This window comes from Dellaglioa algida (genome assembly GCF_030127605.1).
GTDB lineage: Bacteria > Bacillota > Bacilli > Lactobacillales > Lactobacillaceae > Dellaglioa > Dellaglioa algida.
The window spans coordinates 1-19385 of record NZ_JANXLE010000010.1 but is presented as its reverse complement, the minus strand read 5'-3'; the positions used below and the strand labels follow the sequence as shown (position 1 = coordinate 19385).

Sequence of the window (19385 nt, the reverse complement as noted above, 5' to 3'; positions counted from 1 at the left end):
GGAATATATGATGAAAATAAATAAGAAACTATTTTTTTCACTTCTCTTTGTGATAATTCTGTTAACTGGGTGTGGAAAACGAGCGGATGATAAAAATACGCTGGTTGTGGGTGCTAGTAATATTCCACATGCCGAGATATTGGCTCATGTAAAGCCAATGTTGGCAAAAGAAGGTATCGACTTAAAAGTAAAGGTCTTTCAGGATTATGTAATGCCTAATAAGGCGACAGAATCTGAAGATTTGGACGCTAACTATTTTCAACATAAACCATTTTTAGATAATTGGGATAAACAGAATAATGGCGACCTTATTAGTGTCGGAAACGTTCATTTAGAGCCAATTGGCGTTTACTCTAAACGAGTTAAACGATTGACCGACTTAAAGAAGGGGAGCACCGTTCTTGTATCCAACAGTATTTCAGATTATGGGCGTGTACTAACTATTTTTAAAGATGCCGGGCTGATTACTTTGAAAAAAGGAACAGATGTTGCGACGGCAAACTTTAACGATATTCAAACGAATAAGTTACAGTTAAACTTTAAACATACTTATGAACCTAAATTAATGTCCGATTTATACGCAAATGATGAGGGTGCGGCGGTTGTGATCAATGCAAATTACGCCGTTGAGGCGGGATTGAATCCGATGAAACAAGCCATCTCGTTGGAAAGTAATACATCGTCTTATGCGAATTTAGTCGCCGTTACACCAAAAAATAAAAATAACCCGGCTATTAAGAAATTGGTTGAAGCGTTACAATCAAAAGATACCCAAAAGTGGATATTAACTAAATATAAGGGTGCGGTGATTCCGGCCAAATAAAAAGAATTGAAACTAGTGACTAATTAACTAGTTTCAATTCTTTTTATTTTTCAATTTTATTGATTAACCATTTAAAAATAGCTAAATCTGATTGATTTCTTGTAAATGACATTTCGGGGTGCCATTGAACGGCAAGAATTCGATTGTCATCGCTGACTAATCCTTCAACTAACCCATCTGGGCTCTCCGCAATAGCGACCAAAGAATCGCCTAATTGATTAATTGCTTGATGATGGTAGGTATTAACGCGATAATTTTGACCGTAAACTTCTGAAAGGTAACTATTTGGTTCAATTGAAATGGAATGAGTGGCATATTCTGGTAAAGTTGGATCTTGTAAATGTCTAACTTTCCAATTTGGATACTCAGATAAATCTTGGTATAATGTGCCACCAAAAGCAACATTCAGTATCTGAAGTCCTCGGCAAATACCGAGTATGGGCATATTACGAGAACTAGCATCTTTAATTAAAGCCATTTCCATTTCATCACGAGGTGGGTTCAGTTCTTGTAATTTTGGATGAGGTTCTTGTCCATATAATTCAGGCGAGATATCTTGACCGCCTGTTAATAATAAACCGTCCACCAAATCAAGATATTTCGATGCATCATCCAAATTTGTTGGAATAATTAGTGGTAAACCACCAACTTTGAAGATAGCATCAATATAACCTTCAGGTGTGTAAGTTATTTCGTCCATGTGCAGGCCTTCAATTGGGTTCCGGTTAGGATTCCCAACAATACCAATAATAGGTTTCATAAATAATCCTCCTCAAAATTTACTTTTTCTAAGTTTAACTTAATTAAATAAAGATTGCTAGGATTGACGCTTCATTGAAATGGGCAATTTATTGAGATAGAATGGAATATATTAATAAATCGGAGGAATACTAAAATGTCGACACTTGAAGTTAAAAATTTGCATGTAGAGATTGAAGATAAAGAAATTCTAAAAGGTGTCAACCTGAAGATGGCGACAGGCGAAGTTCATGCGATTATGGGTCCGAATGGTACAGGTAAATCAACTTTATCCGAAGCTATTATGGGTAACCCCGCATATAAAGTAACTGAGGGTGAGGTCTTGTTGAACGGTGTTAATATTTTAGAATTACCAGTTGATGAACGGGCTCGAGCAGGACTATTCTTAGCCATGCAATACCCCTCAGAAATTCCTGGGGTCACAAATGCTGAATTTTTGCGTGCAGCAATTAATGCCCGGCGCCCAGAAGATAACCAAATTCCAATTAGAGAATTTTTAAAAAAGTTGGATAAAATGATGACGACTTTAGACATGACTGAAGAAATGTCTGATCGTTATTTAAATGAAGGTTTTTCGGGCGGTGAAAAGAAACGAAATGAAATATTACAATTAATGATGATTGAACCAAAATTTGCGATATTGGATGAAATTGACTCTGGGTTAGATATCGATGCGCTAAAAGTCGTTTCTAGAGGCGTTAATGAAATGTTAAAAAATGCTGAGTTTGGGACATTGATGATTACACATTATCAACGATTATTGAATTATATTGTGCCAGACGTTGTGCACGTTATGATGGACGGACGTGTGGTTAAAACGGGTGGTGCCGAGCTAGCAGAGAAATTAGAAGCAGAAGGCTATGCGGGATTACGCGATGAATTAGGCTTGGACGTTGTACTAACTGACGAGAATGTCTAGTGGAGGCCATAAAATGAGTGACTTAAAGGTCTTAGAACAAAGCGTGATTGATTTCTCTAACTTAAAAAAGGAACCTGAGTGGTTTCAAAAATTAAGAAAAGCTGCCTTCACTAAAATGACTATGTTGGAGCTTCCTTCATTTGAGAAAATCAGATATCAAAGGTGGCCCATTATACCTAAACGAACGCTTTTGGAATCTAGAAAAGTTGAATTAGATCAAAAAAGGGCAGTTGGAAATACGGTCGTGCAGGTCGGATCGCGAACGTTAAGTTTGAAATTAACAAATGAATTAAAACAAAAAAATGTTATTATTTGTGATTGGGAAACTGCATTGATAGAGCACTCAGACTTAATTCAAAAATATTTTATGACGAAGGCGGTTAAATGGGACGCTGATCGGTTAACGGCAGCACATTTAGCACAGTTAACGAGTGGCTTGTTCATTTATGTTCCTAGAAATGTTGAACTGGATGAACCCATTACGAGTTACTTGACGCAAGATGCGCGTGATGGACAAGATTATGTGCACCACGTCTTAATCGTTGCGGCAGAGAATAGTCGTTTTTCATATTTGGAAAATCGAGATACATTAGGCAACGAGACAACAACTGCAAATATTATTGTTGAAGTCATTGCTGAACCAAATAGTCACGTAAAATTTGCCGGTGTGGATCAACTAGGAGATAAAACAACTGCCTATATTAATCGACGGGGTTATTTGCTTGATAATGCCAAAATAGATTGGTCCATCGGACTGCTTAACGATGGGAATATTATTGGCGATTTTGATTCCGATTTAATTGGTGCTGGGGCTCACGCAGACGTTAAAGTTGTTGCTATCTCGACGGGAAATCAAATTCAGGGAATCGATACACGGGTGACTAATTACGGAAAACATTCGATTGGTCAAATTCTGCAACACGGTGTGATTTTATCGCGATCGACTTTAACCTTTAATGGAATTGGACATATTATTAAAGGCGCAAAGGGCGCAAATGCACAGCAAGAAAGTCGTGTATTAATGTTATCCACAAAAGCGCGTGGAGATGCTAATCCGATTCTATTAATTGATGAAAATGATGTACAAGCTGGACATGCAGCGAGTGTTGGACGCGTTAATCAAGAACAATTATATTACTTGATGAGTCGCGGCTTACATAAAGAAGAAGCAGAACGATTAGTTATTCGTGGATTTTTAGGACCGGTCTTAACAGCCATTCCGGCAGCTGATGTACGTGAACGACTCATTGAAACGATAGAAGGGAAACTCATTAATGGCCAAAAATTTGAAAAAGTATCGCGCTGATTTTCCTATTTTAAAGCAACTTGTGAATGATGAACCACTTATTTATTTCGATAATGCCGCAACTGTTCAGAAACCGCAAGTCGTTATTGATACCATTTCGCATTACTATGAACATGATAATGCGAACGTTCACCGAGGTGTGCATACCTTAGCTGAACGTGCGACTGAACAATTTGAAGCAACACGCCAATTGGTAGCGGATTTTATTCACTCAAAAAGTGCCAATGAGATTTTGTTTACGAAAGGAACAACTGAAAGCCTGAACTTAGTGGCACAAGGATTTGCACAGAATCGTTTGAAGCCTGGGGATGAGATATTAATTTCAATTATGGAACATCACAGTAATCTCGTTCCTTGGCAACAAGTCGCACAAAAGACTGGCGCAAAGCTAGTTTACGTTGGGTTAACGGACGATGGGCGATTAGACATTAATGATGCAAGACAAAAAATGACAGGCAAAACTAAAATTGTGTCATTAACTCAGATCTCAAATGTTTTAGGTAGTATTACACCGATTAAGGAATTAACACGTATAGCACATCATATTGGCGCCATCGTTATCTGTGATGGGGCACAATCAGTGCCCAATATGCCAGTTGACGTACAAGATTTGGATGTTGATTTCTTTGCTTTTTCAGGCCATAAAATGGGTGCCGCAACCGGTATCGGCGTTTTGTACGGAAAAAATACGTATTTAAATGATATGCAGCCGCTTGAATTTGGTGGCGAAATGATTGATTTCGTTGAGGAACAACGGTCAACGTTTAAAGAAGTTCCTTGGAAATTTGAAGCCGGAACACCGAATATTGAGGGCGTCATTTCTTTGGGTGCGACAATTAATTATTTAAAAGAAGTTGGAATGGTTAATATTCATGACCATGAACAAGTTTTAGTTGCTGATTTAATACCTATGTTAAAGGCAATCCCGGGTGTAGTTGTTTACGGACCGACTGATATTGAACAACGTTCAGGTGTTATTTCATTTAATTTAGAAAATTTACATCCACACGACGTCGCAACGGTTCTGGATATGCAAGGAATTGCTGTTCGCGCAGGGCACCACTGTGCGCAACCGCTAATGAAACGGATGGGCGTTTCATCAACCGTTCGAATTAGTTTGTATCTATATAATACGTTAGAAGAAAATCAAAAATTTATTGAAGCGTTAATCGCCACAAAGGAGTTCTTTAAAAATGGGACTATCTAAATTAGATAATTTATATCGCCAAGTTATTTTAGAACAAGCAACCCACCCACATCACCATGGATCATTGGATGATAGTGAAAAAACAATCGAGCTTAGAAATCCAACTTGTGGAGATGTCTTAAAAGTTGAACTTATTATGGCGAATGATAAAGTTCAAAAAGTGGCTTTCTCTGGGACGGGATGCACAATTAGTCAGGCATCTGCGAGTATGATGACAGATGAAATAATTGGTAAATCAAAAGAAGAGATAGAAGAAATGGTCACAACATTTTCAGAAATGGTTATGGGTCAAGAGATTGATAATGACCTTTTAGGTGAAGCGGCTATTTTAGAAGGCGTCGCACAATTTCCCGCACGGATTAAATGTGCAACGTTAGCTTGGAAAGCGGCGTATCAAGCCGTTAACTTAGAAAATTAGAAAGGAGGGTTCAGTGTGAAAGAATTAGATGTTGGTGGTGAATATGAATATGGTTTTAAAGATGATTTTGAACCGATTTATTCAACCGGCCGTGGGTTAACCGAGGCAACCGTTCGAGAAATATCTGCAGCTAAGAATGAGCCAGAATGGATGTTAGACTATCGACTTCGTGCATTTTCTTTGTATGAAAAAATGCCCATGCCAAGTTTCGGACCTGATTTATCACAATTAGATTTAGCGAACATGCGTTATTTCCAAAGAGCGAGTGATACTATTGCCAGAGATTGGGATGACGTACCAGATAAAATTAAAGAGACCTTCGATCGACTGGGTGTGCCAGAAGCTGAACGTAAATATTTAGCCGGTTCTTCAGCGCAATATGAGTCAGAAGTCGTTTACCATCATATGCGGGAAGATTTCGAAAAATTAGGGATTATTTTTATGGATACTGATTCTGCCCTTCAAGAATATCCTGAACTAGTCAAACAGTATTTTGGCAAATTAGTGCCTGCTTCAAATAATAAATTTTCTGCATTAAATTCGGCCGTTTGGTCCGGTGGTACTTTTATTTATGTACCCAAAGGCGTGAAGACAGAAGTTCCCATTCAAAGTTATTTTAGGATTAACGCTGAGAACACGGGACAATTTGAACGGACGTTGATTATTGTTGATGAAGGCGCAAGCGTGAACTATGTTGAGGGATGTACGGCACCTAATTATTCCGCAGATAGTTTGCATGCTGCTGTGGTTGAAGTCAATGTCATGAAGGATGCTTACTGCCGTTACACGACGATTCAAAATTGGTCGGACAACGTATATAGTTTAGAGACTAAACGTGCGAGAGCTCTAGAAAATGCGACTATGGAGTGGGTTGACGGGAACCTTGGATCAAAAGTCACGATGAAATATCCAAGTATTTATTTAGACGGACAAGGTGCGCATGGCACAATGCTATCAATTGCATTTGCGGGTGGTAATATCATCCAGGATACTGGTGCAAAAATGATTCATAATGCGAAAAAGACAACTTCTTCGATTGTGTCTAAGTCATTATGTAAAGATGGCGGTCGGGTCGATTATCGTGGGTACTTAAAATTTGGCCGACATAGTGATGGCTCATTTGCGCATGTTGAATGTGACACGATTATCATGGATGATCAATCTGCGAGTGATACAATACCGTTTAACGAAATTTTGAATGGAAATGTGTCAATGGAACATGAAGCGAAAGTTTCTAAAATTTCTGAAGAGCAATTGTATTATTTGATGAGTCGCGGTATTTCTGAAGCCAAGGCAACGGAGATGATCGTGATGGGGTTTGTTGAACCTTTTACGAAGGAATTACCAATGGAATACGCTGTTGAGTTGAACCGTTTGATTGAGTATCAGATGGAAGGATCAGTTGGGTAAAGAATTTATAAGGATTGAAACAGTCAGTATAATATTTTATTATAAACGATATCTAGTGTAAAATATGGTATTAGAAAGCTTAAAGGGGATAGAAATCGATGAAATATAAGTTAAACATATCAGAATTTCAAGAACATTGGGATGATTAAATTACCTTTATTGAAGAGTCTATACACATATTTGACGAGGGCAACGAGAAAGAAGCAAGACGTATTTCAGTGAGTTTACGCATTCTATTTCATGAAACTCCGAAGTCTGTTTCTGTCTTTAGTAAATTAAAACCATTAATGCATTTGTATTCTAGTGGTAGATATTATTTACCCGATAACTTGCTACCTTCTTGGGTTCTGTTATCTATAAAAATGTCAAATGATGGTATAGCTTATGAGCCATTGATTGATAGCCCAAGTAGAACCTTTTTTATGAATTTTGAGGATTGGTGGAATGAAATAATATTTGACGATCTTAATTCTAAGTTTACGAGAAAGGATATAATATTATTTGTTGCTAATCAGGATGGCGGGACACATGTTGATCCAGACATGAAGGAATCATTTGTCGCTCTTACAAAATTAAATTCTTTAGGATGGGTCGATCAAAATGGGAACGTGCCTAAAAATAATCCGGTATATCAATCAATTCGTTCAATGGCGAGAGAATTAATAATGTCAATTAATTTATCGAGAAGTACTATGAAGCTTCGAACAAAGAGAAGTGATAGTAAAATTGAAATGAAGTTTATTGATAATAATAAAAGATATAAAAGAACGTTTACGGGTGGAAAATCTAAAAAAAATCTTGAAAAAAGAGTTTTGTATCTTGAAACATATACCAATGGATCTAAAATTGAATTCATCGATTAGTACAATAATGAAAAATTTATATTGTCATTTGTTCTGTTGTGTTTAGGTGAAGATAGTATATATTTTGGAATTGTCAGCGCTGGGATAAATTTTAAATCAATATTTTTACCCTTTTTATCAAGAATAATAATTAATTGAAAACTTATTTTTCTGAATATCACGACGTTTCAATTAATTATATTAGGAATAAAGATTCAGTCGATTATTTAATAGTTCCTAAACCATTTATGTCTTTTTATAACAAAAATAATCTGCCAATAATTGAAGCACCCGCACGTTTATTTATGGAAATGATTTCAAAAAAAATGACCTATATAGATAATTATTTTTCCGAGTGAATAATTATTAAATTTCCAGTATAACGTTTATACTTAAATACATATTAATGTAAAAGGGGATAAAAATAATGACTGTAAATGAACAACTAATTAAAGATGATTTATATGAAGCCGTGAACGGTGAGTGGTTAAAAACTGCCAAAATTCCTGATGATAAGCCTGCAACGGGTGGTTTTAATGATTTAGCTGATGAGATTGATAAAACATTAATGAGTGACTTTGAAAAAATGATACCTGATTCAAGTACACAACCAGCATTAATGCAAGAATTTTTAAACTATTACGCATTAGCGGCTGATTTTGATCGTCGTGAATTAGAAGGAACAACTCCGTTGAAGAGCGTTTTAGAGCCGTTAGAAAATTTAACAGGTTTAGCTGACTTTAATGCTAAATGGGCTGATTTTGTACTTGCTGGATATCCTTCACCACTTAATTTTGACGTTGACGCTGACATGAAGAATGCTAAAATTAATGCTTTCTTTGCGGCGGCTCCAAATCTTATTTTGCCGGATAAAACTTATTATGAGGCAGATAATCAACAAGCCGAACGATTACTCGACGTATTCCGTAAAATGATGACAAAATTATTGGGCACTCTAGATTACAGTGAAGAAGATGTGAAAAAAGTTATTTCAGAGGCATTAATTTTTGATCGCAATTTAGTGCCACACGTTAAAAGTGCTGAAGAATCTGCTGATTATAGTAAAGCGTACAATCCACAAACGTTTACTGAATTTGGATTACAAAGTAAAAATGTAAATCTACAAGTGGTTGTTAAGCAGTTATTAAATGGTCAAGAGCCAGAAAAAATAATTGTGACTGAACCTAAGTACTTGGCTGCAATCGATGATATATTGAATGAAGCTCATTTTAATGAATTTAAAAGTTGGCTAATTGTTAAAACAGTTAGCAGCCTTAGCTCATTTTTATCAGATGATATACGCGTTATTTCTGGTGAATATGGACGTGCGTTATCCGGAAGTAAGGGGCCGAAGAAACAACAAAAATTTGCTTATTATTTAGCCATGGGTGCTTATAGCGGTATTGTTGGTGAATATTATGGGCATAAATATTTTGGTGAAGATGCTAAAGCAGATGTTCAACGAATGGTTGAAAAAATGATTGGTGTATATCAAAATAGATTGGCCAACAATAAATGGTTAACTAGCGCTACACGCGACAAAGCCATCTTGAAATTAAATAAATTAGGTATTCAAGTCGGCTATCCGGACAAAATTAATCCACTTTATCAAAAAATGCATGTTGATACGAAAAAAACGTTATTAGAAAACGCGATGGCTTTTGATAAATTAGCAACGGAAGATATGTTTAGTAAATGGAATCAACCGGTTGATCGTGACCTTTGGGAAATGAGTGCGGCAACAGTTAATGCTTATTACCATCCATTTAAAAATATTATTGTCTTTCCGGCAGCTATTCTACAAGCACCATTTTATAGTTTAGAACAAAGTAGTAGTGCTAACTATGGCGGTATTGGAGCAGTAATTGCGCATGAAATCTCACATGCGTTTGATAATAATGGGGCATTATTTGATGAATATGGTAACCTAAATAATTGGTGGAGTGAAGCTGATTTGGCTCATTTTAAAGAATTGTCTCAGCAAATGGTTGCCGAATTTGATGGAACTGAGTATGCCGGTCAAAAAGTTAATGGGACTTTAACAGTATCCGAAAATATTGCAGATGCCGGTGGATTGAGTTGCGCACTTGAAGCCGCGAAGGCAGAGGCTAATGCTGATATTTCTGCTTTCTTCATTAACTGGGCTCAAGTCTGGCGTATGAAGGCGTCAACACAATATATGCAGTTGTTGCTATCAATTGATGTACATGCACCTGCTAAACTACGCGCCAATATCCAGGTTCAAAATTTAGCTGATTTTTATGTTACCTTTGGTATTAATCCAGGTGATAAGATGTACAAAAATCTCGATGAAAGAGTTAATATTTGGTAAATAATGAAGATAGATTAAAAGGACATTATCAAAATGATAATGTCCTTTTTGGTTAAATTATTTATCTGCAATAGTTGAAGAATGGTGAGAATTATCAATACCGACTAATGCAACAGCGTATTGCTTAATAAAATCTATTAATTTAACTTGTCCATAAGTTGTATTCTCTGGTGTTAAATCTTTGTAAATATCAGAGTCACTTTTTTGAAATTGAGATGTTTTTAGCAAAGCGTCAACAATTGGATCTGGGACGTGGTTAGCTAATAGACCCTGTTTTAATTGGTCATCACATATTTGAATGAATTGTAAATCAGGTAGATTTGCTGCAACAGATAATTTAGTAATAAATTCTTTTAGTGAGAAAGAATCACTGGCAACATAATGAATCGTTTTTTTAGCAGGTGTTTTAAGAATCAATTTAATAGCAACTTCTGCAATATCTTCATGAGCGACATATTTTTGTTCAATTGAGTCAGGCACGTTTGAATAAATTTGGTGCTCATTTTTAATACTGTCTAAATGATTATAGAGGTTGTTATAAAATCCAACTGGACGAATAAAGGCAAGGTTAATATTCGTTAACCTATTTAGCTCTGTTTCTAAATAATGATAGGCGTATAAAGAGCCAGCATCAGGACCAGATTCTGCGCCAATACTACTTAATTGAATCACATTTTGAACACCGGAATTTAAAAGAGCCGAATAAAAAATAGTACCTTGCTTTTTCATTTCCGCATTCAAATCAGTCCCATTTGATGATGTACTTGGAACCATTAAGTAGGCGATGTCATTGCCTGCAAAAGTTTTTGTTAGAAAATTAATATCTGAGATGGTTCCAACTGCTGCAGTGGCACCTAAGGCTTTAATATTTTTGACACGATCAGGGTTTGAAGTAACTACAGTTACTTGATGATTCATTTTTAATAATTCGGGAATAACTAATTTATTAATATTTCCTAAAGAACCTAACATAACAATTTTCATCAAAATTTCCTTCTTATAATGTATTTTGAAACAACTTTTATTGTTTCGTTCACCATTTGGCTATTCCTGATAGGGATTAAAAGATAACTCTATCTCTTAAATAATTATAAAAGATAGAGTTATCTTTGTCAACCTTGAAATATGTAGAGTAAAACTTTATACTAGATTTATGAAAAAAAAAGATGATTCAAAAATAACAAAAATATTGGATAGTGCAGTAACGATTATTTTAACTGAGGGAGTAGCTGCACTCTCAACGACTAAAATTGCCAAAATGATGGGTATCGCACAGTCCAACATCTATTTATATTTTAAAAATAAAGATGATTTATTAAAAAATATTTATCATCGTGAGTTTGAACGGATTAGGCAAATAAGTGATTTAGAAAAATTGAACGATAGAACAATTCTGGTTAATGAGCGTATTGATTATTATATTCATTCAGTTTTTTATTATGCTATTGCATATCCTAATAGTTTGACTGTTATTGAGCAAATTAAATCATTGAATATCCTAGAAGATGATATTTATAGTGGAAACGAACAAGTTATTCAACTTTTAAATGAAGGTATTCAAAAAGGATATCTTAAAGATGTCCCAATTAATTTACATATGGTAACGGTTTTTAATATACTACATCGTCATGCTCTGAATATAAACCAAGGTTTATATTCAGAGCAAAAATATAGCTATCAGATTATTTCAAAAATGATTTTAGATTCAATTTGTCAATAGTGAAGTAAATACAGAAAAAGAGCTACAGAAATTTATTTTCTGTAGCTCTTTTATTATTTATAGATATCGGTTATAAAACTTCATTTTCAGTAATTTTTTCTTCTAAAATATCAAAATTGTATTCAGAAAGATTTTTTAAACCGTTCTTATTAACATCAAAGAAGGCTGTTAGACTTTCCGATAACATTAAGTTAATCACACGTCCGGCTTCGAATTGGACCAAGATAACCGGGATACGTGCTTCAACGGCCATACCAACTTCAAACATAGTACCAGAGTCAGGTTCATTGCCTTCATCATCCTTATAATCTAGGATAGCGACAACAACATCAGCACGATGCACTTGGCGAGTATCTGCAAGATAAACGGCACGTTGCCAAGGCTTACTGAATTGCTCATACTGTTCACTTTGGTTATCTTGTGGTAAATAGATATTGTCACCATCAATTGTTTTATTTTCTTTTAATGCGGACACAACTTGTGAAACACGTTCACGTTGTTTGTCATCAAAAAACGGACCTGCTAAATAAACTTTATTCATTAAATGTCGTCTCCTTGAATATATATTTGTCTTTTAAGTATAACATCACGTGACCGATTGGACACAAAAAAAGGAAGACAAATGCCTTCCTTTTTTTGTTAAACACCGTAAACGAATTGGCCAGAATTAAAGTGAGTAGCCGAGATAACGTAAACGTCACCACCATTACGTAATGTGAAGTTTGCTAAATCATTTAATAAGTTATTCGTTGTTTTTCCAGGTTCAGTATCGACGATTTGACCATCGACAATCAATCCTGGGAACATTGATTCCTCATTTATTAATAAAGTTTTAACACGATGTTGTGTTAAAAGGGCAAACAATTCTGCCGGGTTCGTTTCGCTTGGATTGACTTCATCAAGTGAACGCGCACGATCCAATAATTTTTCAACTGTTTGGTCGATTAAAACTTGGTTTTGATCCAATAATTCTTTTTCAATTTCAGCAGTTGTTAATGCGCTAGGAGATTTTTTAATTGTAATTTCTGAATTAACTGTTTTTAATTTTGTTAAATCACGGAATAAACTTTGGTTTTTAGGTAACCCGATAATGAAAAGACGTTTGTAAATTAAATCAGTATGAGCCATTAAGAATTGCTCAATTGCTAAGTAGTAATTCTTATTATCAATTGCCTTTTCTTCATCTTTAGTGTTTAAGCCATGAAGAGCACCAGTAGGGCCATGAGTTGTTGTTGTATCTGTTCTTTCAGGTCCAAGGGCTGATACCATATCGATAGGCGCATCTTTTGGTAATTCTTGTTTCAGTAAGATACCTTCTTTAAATTGGTGTAATTCGAATGAATCACGATTTAAGCTCAAAATCGTACCAGATAATTTTGTTGCTTGTTGAGCGAGTAAAGGTAATGTGTAAGCTTCAGGTCCAACAATCACCTGATCCAATTCAATGGCATGGTTCAAATTAAATTTAAAGTAATTATTTGGTGTTAAGTAAAGCGCGATGCTAGGGAATTGACCAATTCGATCAGCAATATCGTTCATGAAATTAGTAAGTTGACCTTCAATTGCACCCCAAGCTTTTTTATCAATATCTGAATGTTCTTCTTTTGCAGTTTTTAAACTAGTTTTCAGTTTTAATTGGTTCTTCGCTGCAAAATTAATCCCTGGGTATGTCTTAATAAAAATTGATACGACAGGTCCTTCTTTAATTGTAAGTAATTCTTTTAAATTGTTGTGCATTGACATAATGATTCCCCCTTTATATGATTAACCACAGTATAACATCATAAAATTCGTTATCCAACTGATATGGTTGCGGTTTCAACAAAGGAGAACTAAAATGATCGATTTCGAAGCGGATAATAAAAATGTCGAAAAGATGGAAGCATATATGAAAAATAGGTTTGTTTTCTTGGGAATCCGAGCACCTGACAGACGAAAATTAATTCAAGGTTTAATGAAGGAATCAAAAGCCTGGTCGCTGGAAGAACTTACCTTACAGATTTTAGCTTACTACAGTCGTAATGAAAGAGAATACCAGTATGTTGCAATTGATTTAGCTCAAAAAAATGTTAAACGATTAACCGTGAACGAGGTTCAAGTTCTTATTGATTTAATTCCCATTAAAGCATGGTGGGACTCGGTAGACAGTTTACGTAAAGTTATCAGTGACTTCGTTAAATTACACCCGGAATATTTTAGTCTTATAAGTCAACAATTTGAAGGGCATGAAGATTTTTGGATGCGCCGTGTGGGTATAAATCTTCAGTTAGGATATCGAGAAGCGACTAATTTAGCGTACTTAACAAAAATGATCATGAATGATCAAACAACGGATGAATTTTTTATTCAAAAGGCAATTGGGTGGTCACTGCGTGAATATGCGAAAACTGACATGGGGTGGGTTAAAACTTTCATTAAAAGACATGATTTATCAAAATTGGCCGTTCGGGAAGGTCTTAAACATTTAGCGACAAAATAAAAAGGGCTGAAATTTCTTTCAGTCCTTTTCTGTTATTTTAAAATTAAAAATTGATCACCGGCAAGATCTCTATAAAAATTAGCTTTTACTGCTTTTTGGTAGGGTAAGAACCAGATGAACCCAATGCCTAGTGTGATAAGTGATAATAGGTACCAACCCAGTAAGCTGAGATCAAGTACAAATAAGTCGAACTTATGACCGTTCATTAATTGACGGCTTAATGTAATTTTTTTGTTAGTCTTGATATCAGGGTGGTTAGGGTTATCTTGCAAGTCCTTATTAATCATAAATGCTTGCGAGTACGAATAGTGTTTAATGATTGCGGGAAAGAAAAGTAAAAGATACCAAAAGATAGTGTAAATAGTTTTAAGAATTGCTAATGCAATAGTTGAAAAAAATAATTCATTAGAGAAAACTTGGAAACTTTGCGTAAATGCGCGTTCTGGTGTTTTTTTAGAACTCACCCAAGTTAAAAAGGCATATGAAGCACCCATAATTAAAATTTCAAAAATGAGAATAAGAAAAATCATCAGTGCTGAGGTTGTTGGATTAAGATTTAACGGAGAGACATAAGACCCCGACTCGGAATTAAATAATCTCGAATATTCATAGGCATATAAGCGTAAATAAACGATATAGGCAAGGACACCTATTAGACTAATTAAGATAGCAGATTTCCAATTTCCTTTAAAGAGTACTTTCGTTTCAGATTTTAGTTGTTTTCTAGTTTTTAATTGCTTATCCATCATGGTAATCTCCAATATTTTTAGATTTTGTACACCCAAATCGTACAAAAATTAGCCGTTAAAGTCAATTAAATCTGAATACAATCATTTTTTTATTAACTGTAGTAAGATGAATAGCATAATTCATATTAAACGAAAGAAGGATTAACTAATGATAAATAAAATGAAAGCCATTGCAGCGTTTGGTAAATATCCCATAGAAGATGTAAGGGTGTTAAAAGATGTTGAAATTGATAAACCTATGCCTCAAGATCATGATATTCTCGTAAAAATAGCGGGGATTTCAGTGAATCCTATTGATTTTAAAACAAGAATGTTAATTGAATCAGAGGACCAATCGCGTATCTTAGGATTCGATGCCATTGGAACCGTGTCAGAGATTGGTGCGAATGTGACTAATTTTGTTGTTGGGGATAAAGTTTTTTATTTGGGTGTAAACAACCGATCGGGAAGTAATGAAGAATATCAATTAGTGGATGAACGGTTAGTTGGTCATGCCCCTAAGAAGATAATGACTGCTGAAGCGGTTGCCATCCCGTTAACTGGCGTAACAGCATGGGAATCATTGTTTGAAAAATTAGCTTTTGTACCAAAAAAAGATGCCAATCAAGGCCAATCAATTCTGATTATTAATGGCGCCGGCGGTGTTGGGTCTATTGCCATACAACTCGCGAAGTGGGCAGGGATTAAGGTAATCACAACCGCCTCACGTCCAGAGACAATTGATTGGGTTAAAAAAATGGGCGCTGATATTGTGATTAATCATCGAAAAGATTTGAAAAAACAATTAGATGAATTAGGAATTCATGAAGTTGATGGTATTTTAATGTTACATTCAACTGAACTATATTTTAATGTGGCGTCAGAGCTAATTAAACCACGGGGAATTGTCATGTCTATTGTGGCAACAACTGCGGAGTTACCATTGAGTATTTTAAAAAATAAAAGTAATGATTTTAAATGGTTAACGATATTTACAAAAGGCATTTACCATACTGCAGATATGGCTTCGCAAGGGGCTACCTTAAATCAATTGGCTAAGTTATTAGATGAAGGTAGCATAAAATCAACAATGACTAAATCGGTTGAAGGAATTAATGCTTATAATTTGCGAGCAGCTACTAAGACTGTTGAAGGCGGGGCAATGATCGGTAAACTTGTCATCACCGGTGAATTCGACGCGGAGGTTTAAATCAGTGAGCAAACAAGAAATCAGAGAAAAAACGATTCTTAAAATGGCAGACTTAGCCAAAAATAAGCCGCTTGAAAAAAAACGACAAGAATTAGTAATTATCGATAAGTTACTGCGCTCAGAGGAATGGCAAATGGCCAGTTCGGTCGGGTTAACGATTAGTCAATCAATTGAATTTTCAACAAATGAGTTACTTCTGACAGCTTTGGAACAGAAAAAAAGGGTATACGTACCAAAGACGATGCCCAAAAAGCAGTTGGCATTTTTGCCATACCTATCTGCTGAGCAAGAATTAATAAAAAGTAGCTATGGCCTTTTAGAACCCAGTTATGATAAGGCACTAGAAAATAATGAGTTAGATCTAGTTATTGTACCAGGGGTTGGGTTTAATTTAAATAATAATCAAAGGATTGGATTTGGTGGAGGTTATTATGACCGATTTATTGCCAAATATCAGTCTAAGACTGTTTCACTTTGTCTTGATGTCCAAAACGTAACTTCTGAACAATGGCTTGATAACCAATTTGATATTAAAATTAACAAAATTCTAACGGTATAAGGCTTATTTGAATGAATTCTTAACAAAATATGATTTGATAATATGATTTACATTAATATCCGAATATAGTAAAATTGTAATTGCTCGTTAATGGGATAAACACGAACAAAAGCATTTATTAAAAAGGAGATATACAATGATTAACCGCATTAAATCATATTTTGAAATTGACCAGTTACAAACAACGGTAAAACGTGAGATTTTGGCTGGATTTACGACTTTCATTTCAATGTCTTATATATTATTTGTTAACCCTACAGTTTTAAGCGCTTCAGGAATGGATAAAGGGGCTGTCTTTACGGCAACCGCATTATCAAGTGCTTTGGGTTGTATATTAATGGGTGTTCTAGCTAAATACCCAATTGCTACCGCACCAGCACTGGGTATTAATGCCTTCTTCTCTTACTCGGTTGTTATCGGGATGGGTATTCCATGGCAAACGGCTTTGGCAGGTGTCTTTGTTGCCTCATTAATCTTTATTTTAATCACTATTTTTAAATTACGAGAATTAATTATTAATGCGATTCCAAGCAATTTAAAATATGCGATTTCAAGTGGGATTGGGTTATTCATCGCTTTTATTGGATTACAGGGTGGAGGATTAATCGTTTCCAATAAATCAACGGTCGTTGGATTAGGTTCATTGAGCGTTGGGACAACTTGGTTAACAATATTTGGGTTAGTTATTACTGCAATTTTAATGGTTAGACGTGTTCCTGGTGGGATATTCATAGGGATGTTTGCAACTGTTATCCTTGGGTTCATTACGGGATTAATTAAGGCACCAACAGGTATTGTCTCTGCTGCGCCAAGTCTAGCACCTACCTTTATGCAGGGTGTTAAACATATCGGAGATATTAACACGGTTCAACTATGGGTCGTTGTACTTACTTTCTTATTAGTGACGTTTTTCGATACGGCAGGAACTCTAGTTGGATTAGCACAACAAGCGGGATTCATGAAAGATAATAAAATGCCACGCGTAGGTAAAGCACTCGCTGCTGATTCAACAGCAATGCTTGCAGGATCTGTTTTAGGAACATCACCAGTTGGTGCCTTTGTTGAGTCTTCAGCAGGGATTGCAGTTGGTGGACGTTCAGGATTAACGGCCGTTACAACGGGACTATTATTCGTTGCCGGTATGTTTTTCTCACCATTATTATCGGTTGTGACAACACAAGTTACTGCACCAGCATTAATTATTGTTGGTGTATTAATGGCACAATCATTAACGAAAATTGAATGGTCAAAAATGGAAATTGCTATACCGTCATTCTTAATTGTCATAGGGATGCCCCTAACGTACAGTATCTCTGACGGAATAGCTTTAGGATTCATTCTTTATCCCATTACAATGATTGCAGCTGGTCGTCGTAAAGATATTCATCCCATCATGTATGGATTATTTTTCATATTCCTACTCTTCATGTGGATCTTAAATGTTTAAATAAAATCGCAAACCTAAATGACAGAACCGGTCTAAACATGGTATTATTTAGACTAAGGGTTTAAACGAATAAAAAATATAATACGAATAGGAATGGATAATATGATGACAAGTGAAAAGATACACATCGGATTACTTTTTGGTGGTAACTCATCAGAACATGATGTTTCAAAACGTTCAGCACATAATATTTATGATGCAATGGATAAAAATAAATATGAAGTTAGCTTATTCATGTTTACAAAAGAAGGGGTATTACTTGGCGATGCTGCTTCACGTCGTATTTTTGATGGCGAACCAGAAGCAAAAGTTGTTGCTGATGTCTTACCAACAATCGACTTTACAAATCCACTAGCAAACATTATGAGTTTAACTGAAGTTAAGGATATCGATCTTTTCTACCCAGTAATTCATGGTAATATGGGTGAAGATGGCACTATCCAAGGTCTGTTTAAACTTTTAGACAAACCTTACATTGGTAGTGATGTTCGTTCATCTGCAATCTCATTTGATAAAGATTTAACGAAAAAAATGTTGACGTTAAATAATATCAGAAATACTAAATACTTGGTCGTTAAGGCTAATAACCGTGTTGAAATGTCTTATGCACATATCAGCAAAGAACTTGGGGATGTTGTTTTTATCAAACCAGCTAACCAAGGTTCATCAGTTGGTATCCATAAAGCACATAATGAAAAAGAATTCCTCGAAGGTATCGAAGATGCATTTTTATATGACACAAAGATTTTGGTTGAAGAATCAATCGAAAATCCTGATGAAATTGAATGCTCAATTCTTGGAAACACTGATTTAAAAGCTTCAAAATTAGGCGCAGTTATTGTACCAAAATCGGATGTATTTTATGATTACAACAATAAATTCGTTGATGCTTCAGGCGTTGAGTTTGAAATGCCAGTTGAATTACCTGATGAATTAACAAAAGAAATTCAAGATATGTCATTACGCGCCTTTGAAGCATTAGGTTGTCGTGGTTTGGCACGAATCGATTTCTTAGTTAAAGATGGTATTCCATATCTTGGTGAATTAAACACGTTACCAGGATTTACTAATATCTCACTTTATCCACAATTGTGGGAAGTTTCGGGAATTGGTTACTCAGAACTAATTGATAAATTAATTCAATTAGCATTCGACGAACATGCCGCTGTTAAAGAATTACATTATGATTTCACTGAATTACCTGAAATCTAAAACTGAAAAGATTA

The 19385-nt window shown here is 35.3% G+C and carries 19 protein-coding genes; 14 read left to right on the top strand and 5 right to left on the bottom strand.

Annotated elements, in window-relative coordinates:
• Positions 1 to 16: 16 nt before the first annotated feature.
• Positions 17 to 823: a MetQ/NlpA family ABC transporter substrate-binding protein gene (locus N0K73_RS07865; protein ID WP_404825126.1), complete on the top strand. Its 807-nt coding sequence runs from the start codon at positions 17 to 19 to the stop codon at positions 821 to 823.
• Positions 824 to 866: 43 nt separating this feature from the next.
• Here the strand turns inward: N0K73_RS07865 and N0K73_RS07860 are convergent, their stop codons facing one another.
• On the bottom strand, positions 867 to 1583 hold the full coding sequence (locus N0K73_RS07860; RefSeq protein ID WP_112250190.1) for a gamma-glutamyl-gamma-aminobutyrate hydrolase family protein: 717 nt from the start codon (positions 1581 to 1583) through the stop codon (positions 867 to 869).
• A gap of 135 nt (positions 1584 to 1718) precedes the next feature.
• Between N0K73_RS07860 and sufC the strand changes: the two genes are divergently transcribed.
• From sufC to N0K73_RS07825, 7 genes are all read left to right on the top strand, one after another.
• Positions 1719 to 2501: a Fe-S cluster assembly ATPase SufC gene (gene sufC / locus N0K73_RS07855; protein WP_112250188.1), complete on the top strand. Its 783-nt coding sequence runs from the start codon at positions 1719 to 1721 to the stop codon at positions 2499 to 2501.
• A 13-nt stretch (positions 2502 to 2514) separates the two neighbouring features.
• A complete protein-coding gene (sufD, locus tag N0K73_RS07850; RefSeq protein ID WP_112250186.1) occupies positions 2515 to 3807 on the top strand; it encodes a Fe-S cluster assembly protein SufD in 1293 nt (430 codons plus the stop codon).
• Positions 3776 to 5014, top strand: a complete 1239-nt coding sequence (locus tag N0K73_RS07845; RefSeq protein WP_112250185.1) for a cysteine desulfurase — start codon at positions 3776 to 3778, stop codon at positions 5012 to 5014. The genes sufD and N0K73_RS07845 overlap by 32 nt, the downstream gene beginning before the upstream one ends.
• Positions 5001 to 5432 (top strand): Fe-S cluster assembly sulfur transfer protein SufU, encoded by a 432-nt coding sequence (gene sufU, locus N0K73_RS07840; RefSeq protein ID WP_112250183.1) that lies wholly within the window; start codon positions 5001 to 5003, stop codon positions 5430 to 5432. The genes N0K73_RS07845 and sufU overlap by 14 nt, the downstream gene beginning before the upstream one ends.
• Positions 5433 to 5447: 15 nt before the next feature.
• Positions 5448 to 6842 (top strand): Fe-S cluster assembly protein SufB, encoded by a 1395-nt coding sequence (sufB, locus tag N0K73_RS07835; RefSeq protein ID WP_112250181.1) that lies wholly within the window; start codon positions 5448 to 5450, stop codon positions 6840 to 6842.
• A 218-nt stretch (positions 6843 to 7060) separates the two neighbouring features.
• Entirely contained in the window at positions 7061 to 7705 is a 645-nt protein-coding gene (locus N0K73_RS07830; RefSeq protein ID WP_146744978.1) for a hypothetical protein, read from the top strand.
• Between the two features lie 406 nt (positions 7706 to 8111).
• Positions 8112 to 10016 (top strand): M13 family metallopeptidase, encoded by a 1905-nt coding sequence (locus tag N0K73_RS07825; protein WP_284068669.1) that lies wholly within the window; start codon positions 8112 to 8114, stop codon positions 10014 to 10016.
• A 57-nt stretch (positions 10017 to 10073) separates the two neighbouring features.
• Here the strand turns inward: N0K73_RS07825 and N0K73_RS07820 are convergent, their stop codons facing one another.
• Positions 10074 to 11000, bottom strand: coding sequence for an SDR family oxidoreductase (locus N0K73_RS07820; RefSeq protein WP_112250176.1), 927 nt, complete (start codon positions 10998 to 11000; stop codon positions 10074 to 10076).
• Between the two features lie 169 nt (positions 11001 to 11169).
• Here N0K73_RS07820 and N0K73_RS07815 point away from each other — a divergent pair, with 169 nt between their 5' ends.
• Positions 11170 to 11736 carry a TetR/AcrR family transcriptional regulator gene (locus N0K73_RS07815; RefSeq protein ID WP_284068668.1) on the top strand — a complete coding sequence of 189 codons (567 nt, stop codon included), beginning with the start codon at positions 11170 to 11172 and terminating at the stop codon, positions 11734 to 11736.
• A 70-nt stretch (positions 11737 to 11806) separates the two neighbouring features.
• Here N0K73_RS07815 and N0K73_RS07810 read toward each other — a convergent pair whose 3' ends face one another.
• Together N0K73_RS07810 and N0K73_RS07805 are read right to left on the bottom strand one after the other, a co-directional pair.
• Positions 11807 to 12277, bottom strand: coding sequence for a nucleoside 2-deoxyribosyltransferase (locus N0K73_RS07810; protein ID WP_112250171.1), 471 nt, complete (start codon positions 12275 to 12277; stop codon positions 11807 to 11809).
• 98 nt (positions 12278 to 12375) lie between these two features.
• Complete coding sequence (locus tag N0K73_RS07805; protein ID WP_112250169.1) at positions 12376 to 13479, bottom strand: baeRF6 domain-containing protein; 1104 nt, start codon at positions 13477 to 13479, stop codon at positions 12376 to 12378.
• A gap of 94 nt (positions 13480 to 13573) precedes the next feature.
• On the opposite strand from N0K73_RS07805, the gene N0K73_RS07800 reads away from it, so the two are divergent.
• On the top strand, positions 13574 to 14215 hold the full coding sequence (locus tag N0K73_RS07800) for a DNA alkylation repair protein (protein ID WP_112250167.1): 642 nt from the start codon (positions 13574 to 13576) through the stop codon (positions 14213 to 14215).
• A 32-nt stretch (positions 14216 to 14247) separates the two neighbouring features.
• Here N0K73_RS07800 and N0K73_RS07795 read toward each other — a convergent pair whose 3' ends face one another.
• On the bottom strand, positions 14248 to 14964 hold the full coding sequence (locus N0K73_RS07795; protein ID WP_083478938.1) for a DUF975 family protein: 717 nt from the start codon (positions 14962 to 14964) through the stop codon (positions 14248 to 14250).
• 148 nt (positions 14965 to 15112) lie between these two features.
• Here N0K73_RS07795 and N0K73_RS07790 point away from each other — a divergent pair, with 148 nt between their 5' ends.
• The 4 genes from N0K73_RS07790 (at position 15113) to N0K73_RS07775 (ending at position 19371) form a co-directional block, all read left to right on the top strand.
• Positions 15113 to 16153, top strand: a complete 1041-nt coding sequence (locus tag N0K73_RS07790; protein WP_225416482.1) for a zinc-binding alcohol dehydrogenase family protein — start codon at positions 15113 to 15115, stop codon at positions 16151 to 16153.
• 4 nt (positions 16154 to 16157) lie between these two features.
• A complete protein-coding gene (locus N0K73_RS07785; protein WP_112250165.1) occupies positions 16158 to 16712 on the top strand; it encodes a 5-formyltetrahydrofolate cyclo-ligase in 555 nt (184 codons plus the stop codon).
• Between the two features lie 136 nt (positions 16713 to 16848).
• Entirely contained in the window at positions 16849 to 18159 is a 1311-nt protein-coding gene (locus tag N0K73_RS07780) for an NCS2 family permease (RefSeq protein ID WP_112250163.1), read from the top strand.
• Between the two features lie 102 nt (positions 18160 to 18261).
• The gene (locus N0K73_RS07775; RefSeq protein ID WP_181647360.1) at positions 18262 to 19371 is read left to right on the top strand and encodes a D-alanine--D-alanine ligase family protein; all 1110 of its coding nucleotides are present in this window, start codon (positions 18262 to 18264) and stop codon (positions 19369 to 19371) included.
• The last annotated feature ends 14 nt before the right edge of the window (positions 19372 to 19385 follow it).